Raw genomic sequence first — 15,093 nt, forward strand, 5'->3', positions numbered from 1 at the left:
TTCTGGCAGGAAAAGGTCCGGGAATGCAACACCCAGGACTTGCATATGTATCATTTCGGGATGTTAATCTTTGAAATGAAGAATCAGTTAACCGAGCATGTGGCGCGTAGAGGGGCAAGGCAGGATGGCGGATAGGATTTCTTCCAAGAATATCTCCTTATTCGAGGAGATGGCCTCGGATCCCGTCGATCTCATCGAGATCACGGGGGTGATCAAGTGGTTCGACGTCGCCAAGGGATTCGGCTTCATCGTTCCGGACAACAATTCTGGCGACGTCCTCCTGCATGTGACCTGCCTCAGGCGGGACGGGTATCAGACGATCCTCGAAGGCACCCGTGTGGTGGCGCTGATCCAGCGACGCGACCGCGGCTACCAGGCCTTCCGGATCCTGTCGATGGACACCTCCACCGCCGTGCATCCCTCGCAGCTGCCTCCGGTGCGCACCCATGTGCAGGTGACGCCGTCGAGCGGGCTCGAGCGCGTCATCGTCAAGTGGTTCAACCGCACCAAGGGTTTCGGCTTCCTGACCCGCGGCGAAGGCACCGAAGATATTTTCGTCCATATGGAAACGCTGCGCCGCTACGGCATCACCGAGCTTCGTCCGGGACAGACCGTGCTGGTGCGCTTCGGCGACGGCGACAAGGGCCTGATGGCCGCCGAGATTCATCCCGACGTCGCAACCCCGATCAACCGGGCGCATTGACGTGATCCTTCGCAGAACCATCCTGAAAAGCGCCGTCCTGGCGCTTTTTTTATCCCCGGCTCTCACGCTCGCGGCCGAACTGCCGAATCGCGAGACGCTGACCATCACGAAAGCCACCGGCGGCTCCGCGACCTTCACTGTGGAAGTCGCCGCCACCGAGGACGACCGCCGCGTCGGCCTGATGGACCGCAAGAGCATGGCGGAGGACCGCGGCATGCTGTTCGATTTCGGCGAGACGCGCCCCGTCTATATGTGGATGCGCAACACCTATATCCCGCTCGACATGCTGTTCCTCGACGAGTCCGGCGTCATCAGGCACATCCGCGCCGAGACGACGCCGCTTTCAGAGGACATCATCGATTCGCATGCGCCGGTGAGATTCGTCGTGGAGATCAACGCCGGACTGGCGGCCAAGCTCGGCATCGCCGTGGGCGACAGAGCCGAAAGCCCCACAATCGCCAAGGCGTTGCAGCCCTGACGCAGGGGCGCGGCGCATCCTCTGTACATCCTCGACACATTCCGCCATTTTGCTGTTGCGGCGACCCGGCCAAGCGTGTAATCGGAGCGCATTCAGACGGACGGAGTGTAGCGCAGCCTGGTAGCGCATCTGGTTTGGGACCAGAGGGTCGGGAGTTCGAATCTCTCCACTCCGACCAGTCTGAAATGCTCGGCGCGTTGTTTTCCTTTTCAGGATTTTGTGGCACAGTGCCGATGTCGCGGCGATCAGCCGACCGACGACCGCTTTTGATGCTTGATGAGGTGTCCGAGATTATGACGGCCAAGATCTACCGTCCCGCCAAGACCGCCATGCAGTCCGGCAAGGCCAAGACCCATCTCTGGGTGCTGGAGCATGAGATGGAAAAGCCCAAGGTCATCGACCCCCTGTTCGGCTATACCGGCTCGGCCGACATGAAGCAGCAGGTCAAGCTGACCTTCGAGACCCAGGAACTCGCCGAAGCCTACGCCAAGCGCCATGGCATCGCCTATCGCGTGATCCAGCCCAAGGAAGCCACCCGCAAGGCCGTTTCCTACACCGACAATTTCCGCTATACGCGCACCCAGCCCTGGACGCACTGATCGTCCGCGCTCGTGTCACGGCCCCGGTCTACGGGGCCCGAAGCGGTCCCTTAGCTCAGCTGGATAGAGCACCTGCCTTCTAAGCAGGTTGTCGCAGGTTCGAGCCCTGCAGGGATCGCCATTCCATGTTTGCTACCACGGGATTCAACTCGTCCTTTTGCTCTGTGCAAGACAATTCATGTTCACATTAAATGTCATGCCCGAGCATACGACGTAAGTTGGCAGCACTACATGTTTAGCAATCAATTTTAGCACGACTGTATGTAAGCAATCTGCACATACCGCGATGCCCTGAGATCTCTCGGAGTGAAAACAAACGCTTCAAACTGGCCGCTAATTCGCGAGAGACCCCAACAACGCAACGAGCAATGCAAAAACAACCGATGCGAAGAGAGAAATTCCAAATGACTCGACTACTCCACCGGCCGGAGGCAAGCTTTCTCGGTCAGGTATTGGCTTCGAAGACAGCCAGATGCGCCCCACTTTATTTAGAGCTAATTTTTTCATTTCCCTAATATTTAAGTATACGAACACGCAAAAAACAGAGAAAACAAAAATTAAATACAATGGTATATCAACTATAAATCGCTTTAAATCTCTAAATAATTTACCTACCCCACCCTGATCGGGGATCACTTTTTTAATAAATTCTGCATCCCTAACTCGATTTACAGCCACACCAATATCACTAGAATTAGTGATATAGTCCAGACCTACATCTTTGAATCTCTTCTCTTCTTGAGAATAAATCTGTATATTGTTGTTATTGGAGGATGCACCAACTGTTGAACCAAAGACACCAAAAACCAGCGAGGCGGAAAACAGGAAAAATAAAAATATCAGATTTGGAGCAATATTTATGTATTCACTAAATAATTCGTGGCCCCTCAGAAATACATTGCGTGAAACAGGATTCTTCCTGAAAATATTTTCACGTAAAGCTTCAATCTCCAGTTCCACTTGGCTAAAAATTGATTCAGGCCAGCTAAACTCGGTTGACCTAACGGAAACCTCAATTGAGCCTATAGATCCTCCAGAAAACCGAATATTTACAATCTGCTTTTCAGGTATATTGAGGCCATCATCTCGCAAAAAGAAGATGAAATACGATAACGTAATGCTAATACCCTTAAGTAATTCAGATGGATAATTTTCAATATTAAAAAAATCATTTACTGAATTAACTTTTCTTATTTTATTCTTCTTCATGTATATAGTAGCAGAAAACTCAGATGAAAAAAGATTGTTATTTGTTGATATGACATAGAAGAGCTTGTCATACAATTGTTTTATATCTTCCCTTGTTATATCAAAACCCAACGAAAACACTCTCCGTTCTTCGCTCGGAGTTTGTGAAGTTTCAAGTACAAATTCTTTAAATTCGCTTCTTGTGAACTTTATAACGATTGGATTTTCATTGGGCGAATTTTCGGGGGGACTATTATGAGACATTGAAAAGCTCGATTAATTTCAAACAGCCACATTACTTCTTCTAAATCAATTTATAATTGCATGCAACTATCCTGTCAAAATTTTAGAATTGATCCCCACCACCTGCATCTCAAACAGAGTAGCTTTCCATCAGCCCCGAAGCGGTCCCTTAGCTCAGCTGGATAGAGCACCTGCCTTCTAAGCAGGTTGTCGCAGGTTCGAGCCCTGCAGGGATCGCCATTTTTCGCCCGCCCCCATCTCGCATCTCAGCCGGATCCTGCCCGCATCTGCGTTCGCAACGGAACAAATCCGCCGCTCTCACGTTCGGTTTGCGAAACATGATGGAGGCAACACATGCTCAAATGGGCGCTGATTTTTCTTCTGATTTCGATCGTGTCGGGCTTTCTCGGCTTCTCCGGCGTTTCGGCGGCGACCGCCGGCATCGCCAAGGTGCTGTTCGTGCTGGCGCTGATCATCTTCCTGGTTTTCGTGGTCCTCGCCTTCATGGCCGGCAGCTTCGTGCTGTAGCCTTGCGGACACGGTCGTTTCCGAGAATCGTCAAGCAGGCCTTCGGGCCTGCTTTTCTCGTTGTGGCCGGGCTGAAACGACCGTACCGTGAGGTACATGCGGAGGGGAATCAGGAGGCGTCGGCGCGGTAAAGCGCGGGGCCCGATCGCGTCCTTCGCGACACCCGCCTTTCGAGCCCCCTGAGAATCCATGTCCGACCTCGCCGCCAAGCCCGCAATGCCGACCGTCTCCGCCGTCAAGCTGAAAGCCGCCCTGATCGGGCTCGCCTCCTACGGCACCTTCACCCTCGCCGACGCAACGGTGAAACTGCAGAGCGGCGCCTATGCGCTGGCGCAGGTGACGCTGATGCTGGAGATTTCAGCGGCCGTGATCCTGCTCGCCATCGCCGCCGCAAGCGGGCGGGTAAAGAGCGTCGTTCCACGCCAGCCCGGCTTCACCTATCTGCGCGCCTTGCTGCTCGCCATCGAAACGGCGCTGATCTACTACGCCTTCGCCACCATTCCGATGCCGGAAGCCTATGTGATCGCCTTCATGTCGCCGATTCTCGTGGCGGTGATGTCCTATCTCGTCTTCAAGGAGCGGCTGACGCGGATCGCCTGGGCCGGCGTGGTGCTCGGCTTCATCGGCGTAATCGTGGCGCTGCGCCCCGGCGCTGGCGAGTTCACCGCCGGCCATCTCGCGGCCATCGGCTCGGCCTGCCTGTTCTCCGTCACCCTGCTGATGGTGAAGAAAGCCCATCCCGACGAGTCGGATACGGCGCTGGCCATCGCGCCGGCGCTGCTGCTGGCGATCGGCGCCGCCGCCTATCTCGCTTATTCCGGCGAATGGAAGCCGTTGACCTTTGCAGCCGCCGCCACCTTCTTCGCCGGCGGCGCGGCGATCGTCGGCGGCAGCATGTTCCTGGTGCGCGCCTTCCGGCTGGGCGAACCCTCGCTGGTCGCCCCCACCCAATATAGCCAGATCGTCTGGGGCACGCTGATCAGCTATCTCCTGTTCAACACGGGCATCGACGCCTACACCATCGCCGGCGCCGCCATCATCATCGTCTCCGGCCTGCTCGTGCTGAAATAACCTCGCTCCGGCTGGGGACGGGCCGCTTTTTCCGCCCTTCCCGCCTTGCTCCTGATGCGGTCGCCCCCTATAGACCGTGAAAATTCAGGAAGGACGCGCCGCATGGTCTTTTTTCCGCACCGCCATCTGCTCGGCATCAAGGGATTGAACGAGCTCGATATCGGATTTCTCCTCGACAAGGCCGACGAGGCCGTCAAGATTTCCCGGCAGCGGGAAAAGAAGACCTCGACGCTCAGAGGCCTCACCCAGATCAATCTGTTCTTCGAAGCCTCCACCCGCACCCAGAGCAGTTTCGAGCTCGCGGGCAAGCGGCTCGGCGCCGACGTCATGAATATGTCGGTCGGCAATTCCTCGGTGAAGAAGGGCGAAACGCTGATCGACACCGCGATGACGCTGAACGCCATGCGCCCCGACGTGCTGGTGATCCGCCATTCCGCCGCCGGCGCCGCCGCTCTTCTGGCGCAGAAAGTCTCCTGCTCCGTCGTCAACGCCGGCGACGGCCAGCATGAACATCCGACCCAGGCGCTGCTCGACGCGCTGACCATCCGCCGCGCCAAGGGCAAGCTGTCGCGCATCATCGTCGCCATCTGCGGCGACGTGCTGCATTCGCGCGTGGCGCGCTCCAATATCCTGCTGCTCAACGCCATGGGCGCGCGCGTGCGCGTCGTTGCGCCCTCGACGCTTCTACCCTCCGGCATCGCCGATATGGGCTGCGAAGTCTTCCACGACATGAAGGAAGGGCTGAAAGACGCCGATGTGGTGATGATGCTGAGACTCCAGCGCGAGCGCATGGCCGGCTCCTTCGTGCCCTCGGTGCGCGAATATTTCCACCATTACGGCCTCGACGCCGAAAAGCTGAAGGCCGCCAAGGAGGATGCGCTGGTCATGCATCCGGGCCCGATGAATCGCGGCGTCGAGATCGCCTCGGAGATCGCCGACGGTCCGCAAAGCGTGATCGGCGAACAGGTGGAAATGGGCGTCGCCGTGCGCATGGCGGTGATGGAAGCGCTGCTGATCAGTCAGAATTTGGGAGAACGCGCATGAGCGTCACGGTTCTCGATCGGGTTCGCATCATCGACCCCTCCCGCGACATGGACGAAGTCGGCGCCATCATCATCCGGGACGGCGTGATCGCAGCCAGCGGCAAGGACGCGTTGAATCAGGGCGCGCCCGAAGGCGCGACAATCCGCAATTGCCAGGGCCTCGTCGCGACGCCGGGCCTCATCGACGCGCGCGTCTTCACCGGCGAGCCCGGCGGCGAACACCGCGAAACCATCGCCTCGGCCGGCCGCGCCGCTGCCGCCGGCGGCGTCACCTCCTTCATCATGATGCCGGACACCGATCCTGTCATCGACGACATCGCGCTGGTCGAATTTGTGCGCAAGATGGCGCGCGACGCCTCGCCCGTGCGCGTCTATCCGGCCGCCGCCCTGACCAAGGGCCTGACCGGCGACGAGATGACCGAAATCGGTCTGCTGAAAGAGGCGGGCGCGGTGGCCTTCACCAATGGCCGCCAGTCGCTGCACAACACCCAGGTGCTGCGCCGGGCGCTCACTTATGCCCGGGATTTCGACGCGGTGATCGCGCTCGAAGCCCGCGACAAATATCTCGGCTCCGAAGGCGTGATGAACGAAGGCCTGCTGGCAAGCTGGCTGGGCCTTTCAGGCATTCCGCGCGAGGCCGAGATCATCCCGCTCGAACGCGATCTCCGCGTCGCCGCCCTCACCCGCGGCCGCTATCACGCCGCGCAGCTCTCGGTCCCCGGTTCGATAGAGGCGGTGAATATCGCCCGAGAACGCGGCGCCCGCGCCACCTGCGCCGTGTCGATCAATAATCTGGCGCTCAACGAAAACGACATCGGGGAATATAGAAGCTTCTTCAAGCTATATCCGCCGCTGCGCAGCGAGGACGATCGCGTCGGCATGGTCGAAGCCCTGGCGCGCGGCGATATCGACATCATCGTCTCCTCGCATGATCCGCAGGACGTCGACACCAAGCGCCTGCCCTTCGCCGAGGCCGCCGATGGCGCCATCGGCTTGGAAACGCTGCTGTCGGCGGCGCTGAGATTGCATCACGACGGTTCAGTGTCGCTCAAACGCCTGATCGACGCGCTGTCCACTCGTCCCGCCCAGATCTTCGGCCTGCCGGGCGGCACGCTGAAGCCGGGCGCTCTGGCCGATGTGACGCTGATCGATCTCGACGAGCCCTGGCTCTGCATCAAAGAAGACCTGATCTCCCGCTCCAAGAACACGCCGTTCGAAAACGCGCGCTTCTCGGGCCGGGCGGTGGCGACCTATGTGGGCGGCAGGCAGGTGTTCGGCGCCTAACGACCACGGCGGGCCGGCGGGCTTGCTCGATATCATAGTTTTTGCCAGCTGATCGCGGCGCAGTCGGCGCTCCGCGCCTATGCGCCAGCGGGATTTCGCGCTAGATACCGGCGCATAGACCATCTACTAGAGGGGGATCGCATGGATTCGCTCACCACCTGGAACATCGCGGCCATGCCCGCGCTCATCGCCCTCATTCTCGGCTATCTCTCGGGCTCGGTGCCGTTCGGCCTTATCCTGACCCGGCTCGCCGGCCTCGGCGATGTCCGTTCGATCGGTTCGGGCAATATCGGCGCGACCAATGTGCTGCGCACCGGCAACAAGAAGCTGGCGGCCGCTACGCTGCTGCTGGATGCGGTCAAGGGCACGGTTCCGGCGGCCCTCGCCTACGCCTTCCTCGGTGTCGAAGCGGGCGTGATCGCCGGTTTTGCGGCCTTTATCGGCCATATCTTCCCGGTCTGGCTGGGCTTTAAGGGCGGCAAGGGCGTGGCGACCTATATCGGCGTGATGTTCGGCCTCAACTGGCGGATGGGTCTGCTTTTTCTGCTGGTCTGGATTGCAACGGCGGCCATCACACGCTACTCTTCTCTATCCGCTCTGGTTGCAATGCTGGTTGTGCCGGTGGTGCAATATCTGACCGGAGATCCGAAGATCGCCGCTGTCGCGGCCGTCATGACGGTCATCGCCTACGCCAAGCATCACGCCAATATTTCCCGGCTGCTGTCGGGCACGGAAAGCAAGATCGGCAAGAAGGGTTAAGGCTCCATGTCCCAGGGGAGCGCCAAGGGAATAGCGCTCTCCGACCGACAAAGGGTCGCCTGGCTCAGGCTGATCCGCTCCGACAATGTCGGGCCCGCCACGTTTCGCGATCTCATCAATCATTTCGGCTCCGCCGAGACCGCACTCGACATGCTGCCGGAACTGTCGGCGCGCGGCGGCTCGACCCGACCGATCCGGGTGGCGAGCCGCGAAGAAGCGGAAGCCGAACTGAACGAAGCGGCCCGACGCGGCGCCCGTTTCATCGGCATTGGCGAGCCGGATTATCCGCAGGCGCTTCGCCAGATCGAGGCGGCCCCGCCGCTGATCGCGGTCGAAGGCGATCCCAAAATCCTGCGCAATGTCGCCGTCGGGGTCGTCGGCTCCCGCAACTGCTCTGTGGCGGGCGCCAAATTCGCGAGCCTGATCGCCAAAAATTTGGGTCGCGCGAGTTACGCCACCGTCTCCGGCCTCGCCCGCGGCATCGACGCCGCCGCCCATCGCGCCAGTCTCGACAGCGGCACGATCGCCATTCTCGCCGGCGGGCTCGACCGCCCCTATCCGCCCGAAAATCTCGATCTGCTGCGCGATATCGTCGCGCGAGGCGGCGCGGCCGTCAGCGAAATGCCGTTCGGCTGGGAGCCGCGCGCCCGCGATTTTCCACGGCGCAACCGCCTGATTGCCGGCATCGGCCTCGGGCTGGTGGTGGTGGAGGCGGCGGAACGGTCGGGCTCGTTGATTACAGCCCGTTACGCCGCCGAATTCGGTCGGCTGGTCTTCGCCGCCCCCGGATCGCCTCTCGACCCGCGCTGCAAGGGCGCCAATGGCCTGATCAAGGACGGCGCGCAGATCGTCACCGAACCGGAGGATGTGATACGGGCGATGGCTCCGATCACCGAGCGCGACCTGTTTTCGCCGCCCGAAGCGCAGGAACCGCCGCGAGAGGGCGACGGCGCGCATCTGTCGCCGCCATCCGACAGCGACCGCCAGCGCATCATCGATGCGCTCGGGCCGAGCCCGGTGGAGATAGACGATGTCATTCGCCACACTGGCGCGTCGGCGCAAACCGTCTATCTCGTGCTCTTGGAGCTTGATCTGGCCGGCAGGCTCTACCGCCACCCCGGCGGCCTGGTGTCGCTCGATATGACCTGACGCGGCCGCGCATCGAGGATTTCGCCGGCCTCGGTGAAGGCCATTTCGATCAGATAGACGAGAAGATCGGCGCGTTCGGCGCGCGCCACCTGCGATAATTCCGCCAGCATCTGTTTGATATAGGAGATGCGCTCCCAGGAGGTCGCCACGGCCGTGGAGCCTGCTTCCAATCGTCTATCCATCGCACAACCAATCTCTACCTGTGATAGATTCACGAGCCAGTACTGACTTAAGGTTAGTATAGACGACTGATTTCAGATTGCAACAAATTGCATAACATTTTATGGTTGTACCGCGTTGTATCGGCGACCTTCTCGGTTCAGAAAGGTTTGTCTGGCCCATGGATTGCATTGGCGGGCGTAGCAAGGCTATAAGCGCGGCGAAGTCTGGACGCCAAGCCAGCAAGATTTCCCTCTCGCAAGCGGCGAAAGGGTCAACAAAACCACAATCTGAAGCCGTCAGGCGGAATGTCGATAATGAATGTAGTGGTGGTGGAATCGCCTGCGAAGGCAAAGACGATCAACAAATATCTCGGTTCGAACTACAAGGTTCTCGCCTCTTTCGGCCATGTGCGCGACCTGCCTGCCAAGGACGGCTCGGTGCGCCCGGACGAAGACTTCGAGATGAGCTGGGAAGTCGACGCCGCCTCGCAGAAACGGCTGAATGAAATCGCCGATGCGGTGAAGAAGTCCGACGGACTGTTTCTCGCGACCGACCCGGATCGCGAAGGCGAAGCCATTTCCTGGCACGTTCTCGACATTCTCAAGAAGAAGAAGGTCATCGGCGACAAGCCGGTCAAGCGCGTGGTGTTCAACGCCATCACCAAGAAGGCCGTGCTCGACGCGATGGCCGAGCCGCGCGATATCGACGCGCCGCTCGTCAACGCCTATCTCGCCCGCCGCGCGCTCGATTACCTCGTCGGCTTCAACCTGTCGCCGGTGCTGTGGCGCAAGCTTCCCGGCGCGAAATCCGCAGGCCGCGTGCAGTCGGTGGCGCTGCGGCTCGTCTGCGACCGCGAAGCCGAGATCGAACGCTTCGTGGCCGAGGAATACTGGAACATCGTCGCGCTGTTGCGGACACCGCGCAACGATACGTTCGAGGCGCGTCTGGTCTCTGCCGACGGCAAGAAGCTGCAGGCCCGCTCCATCGGCGACGGCGTCCAGGCGAAAGATCTGAAGTCGATGCTGGAAGGCGCGTCCTATCGCGTCGAAAGCATCGAGGCCAAGCCCGTCAAGCGCAATCCTTCGCCGCCCTTCACCACCTCGACGCTGCAGCAGGCGGCCTCCTCCCGCCTCGGCTTCTCCGCCTCGCGCACCATGCAGGTGGCGCAGAAGCTCTATGAAGGCATGGATATCGGCGGCGAAGTCGCCGGTCTCATCACCTATATGCGTACCGACGGCGTGCAGATGGCGCCGGAAGCGATCGACGCGGCCCGCAGCGCGATCGGCCAGCAATTCGGCGCGCGTTACGTGCCCGACAAAGCGCGGCTCTATTCCACCAAGGCCAAGAACGCCCAAGAAGCGCACGAAGCCATCCGCCCGACCGACTTCACCCGCACGCCGGACAGCGTGCGCAAGTTCCTCGACGCCGACCAGTTCCGTCTCTATGACCTGATCTGGAAGCGCGGCATCGCCAGCCAGATGGCGAGCGCCGACATCGAGCGCACCACGGCCGAAATCATCGCGGAAAACGCCGGACGCGTCGCCGGCCTTCGCGCCGTCGGTTCGGTGATCAAGTTCGACGGCTTCATCGCCGCCTATACCGATCAGCGCGAGGAGATCGAGGACAATTCCGGCGAGGAGGAAGACGGCCGCTTGCCGGATATCCGCGCCAAGGAGAGCCTCGCCAAGGAAAAGATCGACGCCAGCCAGCACTTCACCGAGCCGCCGCCGCGCTATTCGGAAGCGACGCTGATCAAGCGCATGGAAGAACTCGGCATCGGCCGGCCCTCAACCTATGCGTCCACCCTCGCGACGCTGCGCGATCGCGGCTATGTCGCGATCGACAAGCGCAAGCTCGTACCGGACGCCAAAGGCCGCATCGTCACAACCTTCCTCGAAAACTTCTTCACCCGTTATGTGGAGTATGATTTCACCGCCTCGCTCGAAGAGAAGCTCGACAGCATCTCCGCCGGCGACCTGAACTGGAAGGACGTGCTGCGCGATTTCTGGAACGAGTTCTTCGCCCAGATCGAACAGACCAAGGAGCTTCGCGTCTCCGACGTCATCGACGCCATGAACGAGGCGCTCGCGCCGCTGCTGTTCCCGGCTCGCGCCGATGGCGGCGATCCGCGCGTCTGTCAGGTCTGCGGCACCGGCAAATTGTCGCTGAAGCTCGGCCGCTACGGCGCCTTCATCGGCTGCTCCAACTATCCGGACTGCAATTTCACCCGGCAATTGTCGGCCGATGCGGCGGATGCCGAAGGCTCGGTGTCGAGCGAACCCGTTTCCTTCGGCGCCGATCCGATGACCGGCGAGGACATCTCGCTGCGTTCGGGCCGTTTCGGACCTTACGTCCAGCGCGGCGACGGCAAGGAGGCCAAGCGCGCCAGCCTGCCCAAGGGCTGGACGCCCGACAGCATGGACCATGAAAAGGCGCTCGCGCTTCTCAACCTGCCGCGCGATGTCGGCCAACACCCCGAAACCGGCAAGATGATCTCCGCCGGCATCGGCCGCTATGGACCGTTCCTGCTGCATGACGGCGGCTACGCCAATCTGGAAAGCGTCGAGGACGTCTTCTCGATCGGGCTGAACCGCGCCGTCTCGGTGATCGCCGACAAGGCCGCCAAGGGTCCGGGCCGCGGCCGCTCGACGCCGGCGGCGTTGAAGGAACTCGGCGACCATCCCGACGGCGGCAAGATCACCGTCCGCGACGGCAAATACGGTCCCTACGTCAATTGGGAAAAGGTCAACGCGACCATTCCCAAGGGCACGGATCCGCAAAGCGTCACGATCGAACAGGCTCTGGTCCTGATCGCGGAACGCGCGGCCAAGGCGGGCGTTGGCAAGAAGCCGGCCGCCAAGAAGGCGCCGGCGAAGAAGGCCGCCGCTGCGGACGCCGAGGGCGCTACGCCCAAGAAGGCAGCGGCGAAGGCCAAGACGACGAAGACCGCCGCCAAGACCGCGACGGCCAAGACCAGCGCGGCCAAGACCAAGGCTGCTGCGAAGACGAAATCGAAGGAGAGCTGAGCTCAGTGTCCAAGGCGCCGAGATCCCGGACGGGCAAACCGGATCAGAAAACCACCAGCCGTTCCGCAATCATTCAGGGCGTGGCGCCGACGCGCGAGGTTCTCCTCGAATTCATTCAGGACAATCCCGATCTCGCCACCAAGCGTGATATCGCCAAGGCGTTCGGCCTGAAGGGCGAGCAGCGCATTGAGCTGAAAGAGCTTCTGCGCTCGCTCGAGGACGACGGTATGGTGGAGAAGAACCGCAAGACGCTGATGCGTCCCGGCTCGCTGCCGCCCGTCACCGTGCTCGACATCACGCTGCGCGATTCCTCGGGCGAGCTGATCGCCCGGCCCGCAGAATGGGACGACGAGAACGGCGTGGCGCCCGCCGTGCTGATCCGCCGCTCCTCCGAACGGTCGAAGTCGAAAGCGCCGGTGGCCGGTCTCGGCGACCGCGTCGTCGCCAAGATCTTCGTCAACAAGGATCGCGGCGGCCCGGCCTATACGGCCCGCGTCGTCAAGATCATCGACAAGCGCAAGAACGCGGCGCTGGGCGTGTTTCGCTCCCAGGGCGCGGGCGGCCGCATCATGCCGATCGAAAAGCGCGGCATGGAGATCGAGGTCGATCCCTCCTTCGTCGGCGACGCCAGGGACGGCGATCTGGTCGAGGTCGAAACGCTGAAGATCGGCCGCTTCGGCCTGCAGCGCGCCAAGGTGGTTTCGGTGATCGGCTCGGTCGCTTCGGAAAAGGCGATTTCGATGATCGCCATCCACGCCCATGGCATTCCCCACATTTTCCCGGACGTCGTGCTGCGCGAGGCCGACGAAGCCGGCCCCGCCGACATGAAGGACCGCGACGACTGGCGGCAGCTTCCGCTGATCACCATCGACCCCGCCGACGCCAAAGACCATGACGACGCCGTCTGGGCCGAGCCCGATCCCTCGCCCGACAATCCCGGCGGCGTGATCGTCGTCGTCGCCATCGCCGACGTCTCCTATTATGTCCGCTCCTTTTCGGGTCTCGATCGCGAGGCGCTGAAGCGCGGAAACTCCGTCTATTTCCCAGATCGCGTCGTTCCCATGCTGCCGGAGCGGATTTCCAACGATCTCTGCTCCCTCAAGGAAAATGTCGACCGCCCGGCGCTGGCCGTGCGCATGGTCTTCTCCAAGGAAGGCCGCAAGGCGGGCCACACCTTCCATCGCATCATGATGCGCAGCGCCGCCAAGCTCTCCTATCAGCAGGCGCAGGCGGCGATCGACGGCGCGCCGGACGACAAGACCGGACCGCTCCTGGAACCGATCCTCAAGCCGCTCTGGGACGCCTATGCGATCCTGAAGAACGGCCGCGACCGTCGCCAGCCGCTCGAACTCGACATGCCCGAGCGCAAGATCCTCCTGAAGCCCGACGGCACGGTCGATCGCGTCTATGTGCCGGAACGGCTGGACGCGCACAAGCTCATCGAAGAGATGATGATCCAGGCCAATGTCTGCGCCGCCGAGACCTTGGAGACCAAGAAACAGCCGCTGATCTATCGCGTCCATGATCAGCCTTCCTTGGCCAAGCAGGAAACGCTCCGGCAGTTCCTGGTCACCCTCGACATCACGCTGGCGCACGGCGCGTTGCGCTCCAACAATTTCAATACGATCCTCCAGAAGGCCGACGGCAAGCCCTATCAGGCCATGGTCAACGAAATGGTGTTGCGTTCGCAGAGCCAGGCCGTCTACAGCCCCGCCAATATGGGTCATTTCGGCCTGAACCTGTTGCGCTACGCCCATTTCACCTCGCCGATCCGCCGCTATGCCGACCTGATCGTGCACCGGGCGCTGGTCGCCTCGCTCGGGCTCGGCGCGGGCGGGCTGCGGCCCGAGGAGGAAGAGCAGCTCGAGGATATCGCCGCCGAGATCTCCACCTTCGAACGCCGCGCCATGGCGGCCGAACGCGAGACGATCGAGCGGCTGATCGCCCATCATCTCGCCGGCCGCATCGGCGAGGAATTCGACGGCCGCATTTCCGGCGTCACCAAGTCGGGACTATTTGTCTCACTGCCCGCCTATGGCGCCGACGGCTTCGTGCCCGTATCTACGATCGGCCGCGACTACTATATCTACGACGAGGCGCATCAGGCCCTGACCGGGGACAAATCCGGCCTCGGCTTCCGGCTGGGCGATCCCGTGAGGGTGAGGCTCGCCGAAGCGGTTCCGCTTGCCGGAGCGCTGCGTTTCGATATTCTGAGCGAAGGCCGCAAAATGCCGACGGCCACGCGCTCCTTCCACAAATCGGGTAAGCGCGGACGCGAACCGGCGCGCAAGACGCCGGGCACAAGACCGCCTCGCGGGAGACGGTGACCCAAAGCCCAAGGAGAGACCCATGGCCGAGATCGAAGACAGCGCAGTCTGGACCAATGCACCGGCGAGCGAACGCCCGCCGCGCGACATCTGGGGCGCCGTCAAGCGAGGCCTGTTCTGCCGCTGCCCGCATTGCGGCCAAGGTCGCCTGTTCAAGGCCTATCTGAAACCGGTCGACGTCTGCTCGGTCTGCGGCGAAGACATGACGCATCAGCGCGCCGACGATCTGCCGGCCTATCTCTCCATCGTCGTCGTCGGCCATATCGTGGTCGGCGGCTTCATGATGACCGATCTCGTCTGGCCGGCGTCCAACTGGACGCATCTGGCCATCTGGACGCCGGTGACCCTGCTGTTGGCGTTGACGACCATCCAGCCCATCAAGGGCGCTGTCATCGGACTGCAATGGGGCGCGCGTATGCACGGATTCGGTGGAGAAGAACCGAAGCCCGAATCCTGACATCTTTAAAAATTACCGGAAAATGCGCGTCCAGGCTTTGAAATCCGGCCCTGAGCCGTCTAACTGTCTGGAGCCG

The 15,093-nt window shown here is 61.2% G+C and carries 14 protein-coding genes and 3 tRNA genes; 15 read left to right on the forward strand and 2 right to left on the reverse strand.

The features are described 5' to 3' along the window. The first annotated feature begins 124 nt into the window (after window positions 1–124). The 5 genes from OCK01_RS01295 to OCK01_RS01315 all read left to right on the forward strand — a co-directional run bounded on the left by OCK01_RS01295 (window position 125) and on the right by OCK01_RS01315 (window position 1,901). Window positions 125–703 carry a cold-shock protein gene (locus tag OCK01_RS01295; protein WP_263822355.1) on the forward strand — a complete coding sequence of 193 codons (579 nt, stop codon included), beginning with the start codon at window positions 125–127 and terminating at the stop codon, window positions 701–703. A gap of 1 nt (window position 704) precedes the next feature. After that, window positions 705–1,181 carry a DUF192 domain-containing protein gene (locus OCK01_RS01300; protein ID WP_263822356.1) on the forward strand — a complete coding sequence of 159 codons (477 nt, stop codon included), beginning with the start codon at window positions 705–707 and terminating at the stop codon, window positions 1,179–1,181. Window positions 1,182–1,282: 101 nt separating this feature from the next. Continuing rightward, window positions 1,283–1,359 (forward strand) — tRNA-Pro (locus OCK01_RS01305). Between the two features lie 115 nt (window positions 1,360–1,474). Continuing rightward, window positions 1,475–1,780: an ETC complex I subunit gene (locus OCK01_RS01310; RefSeq protein WP_263822357.1), complete on the forward strand. Its 306-nt coding sequence runs from the start codon at window positions 1,475–1,477 to the stop codon at window positions 1,778–1,780. A 44-nt stretch (window positions 1,781–1,824) separates the two neighbouring features. Next, window positions 1,825–1,901: transfer RNA gene (locus OCK01_RS01315), tRNA-Arg, on the forward strand. Between the two features lie 212 nt (window positions 1,902–2,113). Here the strand turns inward: OCK01_RS01315 and OCK01_RS01320 are convergent. Further along, window positions 2,114–3,232 (reverse strand): hypothetical protein, encoded by a 1,119-nt coding sequence (locus tag OCK01_RS01320; protein ID WP_263822358.1) that lies wholly within the window; start codon window positions 3,230–3,232, stop codon window positions 2,114–2,116. 142 nt (window positions 3,233–3,374) lie between these two features. Here OCK01_RS01320 and OCK01_RS01325 point away from each other — a divergent pair. The 7 genes from OCK01_RS01325 to dprA all read left to right on the forward strand — a co-directional run bounded on the left by OCK01_RS01325 (window position 3,375) and on the right by dprA (window position 9,045). Continuing rightward, a tRNA-Arg gene (locus tag OCK01_RS01325) sits at window positions 3,375–3,451 on the forward strand. Between the two features lie 114 nt (window positions 3,452–3,565). Further along, the gene (locus OCK01_RS01330) at window positions 3,566–3,739 is read left to right on the forward strand and encodes a DUF1328 domain-containing protein (protein WP_137153478.1); all 174 of its coding nucleotides are present in this window, start codon (window positions 3,566–3,568) and stop codon (window positions 3,737–3,739) included. A 189-nt stretch (window positions 3,740–3,928) separates the two neighbouring features. Next, window positions 3,929–4,810: a DMT family transporter gene (locus tag OCK01_RS01335; RefSeq protein WP_263822359.1), complete on the forward strand. Its 882-nt coding sequence runs from the start codon at window positions 3,929–3,931 to the stop codon at window positions 4,808–4,810. Between the two features lie 102 nt (window positions 4,811–4,912). Beyond that, a complete protein-coding gene (locus OCK01_RS01340) occupies window positions 4,913–5,854 on the forward strand; it encodes an aspartate carbamoyltransferase catalytic subunit (protein WP_263822360.1) in 942 nt (313 codons plus the stop codon). After that, window positions 5,851–7,137 (forward strand): dihydroorotase, encoded by a 1,287-nt coding sequence (locus tag OCK01_RS01345; RefSeq protein ID WP_263822361.1) that lies wholly within the window; start codon window positions 5,851–5,853, stop codon window positions 7,135–7,137. Before OCK01_RS01340 ends, OCK01_RS01345 begins: the two co-directional genes overlap by 4 nt. A 141-nt stretch (window positions 7,138–7,278) precedes the next feature. Next, window positions 7,279–7,896: a glycerol-3-phosphate 1-O-acyltransferase PlsY gene (gene plsY, locus OCK01_RS01350; RefSeq protein WP_182826135.1), complete on the forward strand. Its 618-nt coding sequence runs from the start codon at window positions 7,279–7,281 to the stop codon at window positions 7,894–7,896. Between the two features lie 6 nt (window positions 7,897–7,902). Then, a complete protein-coding gene (dprA, locus tag OCK01_RS01355) occupies window positions 7,903–9,045 on the forward strand; it encodes a DNA-processing protein DprA (protein ID WP_263822362.1) in 1,143 nt (380 codons plus the stop codon). Here dprA and OCK01_RS01360 read toward each other — a convergent pair. Then, a complete protein-coding gene (locus OCK01_RS01360; protein ID WP_263822363.1) occupies window positions 9,003–9,227 on the reverse strand; it encodes a hypothetical protein in 225 nt (74 codons plus the stop codon). The two genes, dprA and OCK01_RS01360, sit on opposite strands and share 43 nt — an antisense overlap. 294 nt (window positions 9,228–9,521) lie before the next feature. Here OCK01_RS01360 and topA point away from each other — a divergent pair, with 294 nt between their 5' ends. The 3 genes from topA (at window position 9,522) to OCK01_RS01375 (ending at window position 15,017) form a co-directional block, all read left to right on the forward strand. Beyond that, window positions 9,522–12,233 (forward strand): type I DNA topoisomerase, encoded by a 2,712-nt coding sequence (topA, locus tag OCK01_RS01365; protein ID WP_263822364.1) that lies wholly within the window; start codon window positions 9,522–9,524, stop codon window positions 12,231–12,233. 68 nt (window positions 12,234–12,301) lie between these two features. Next, window positions 12,302–14,560 carry a ribonuclease R gene (gene rnr, locus OCK01_RS01370; RefSeq protein ID WP_263823141.1) on the forward strand — a complete coding sequence of 753 codons (2,259 nt, stop codon included), beginning with the start codon at window positions 12,302–12,304 and terminating at the stop codon, window positions 14,558–14,560. A gap of 22 nt (window positions 14,561–14,582) precedes the next feature. Then, a complete protein-coding gene (locus tag OCK01_RS01375) occupies window positions 14,583–15,017 on the forward strand; it encodes a DUF983 domain-containing protein (protein ID WP_182826130.1) in 435 nt (144 codons plus the stop codon). Window positions 15,018–15,093 lie beyond the last annotated feature (76 nt).

The organism is Rhizobium sp. TRM95796, assembly GCF_025779995.1.
Taxonomy (GTDB): domain Bacteria; phylum Pseudomonadota; class Alphaproteobacteria; order Rhizobiales; family Rhizobiaceae; genus Rhizobium_E.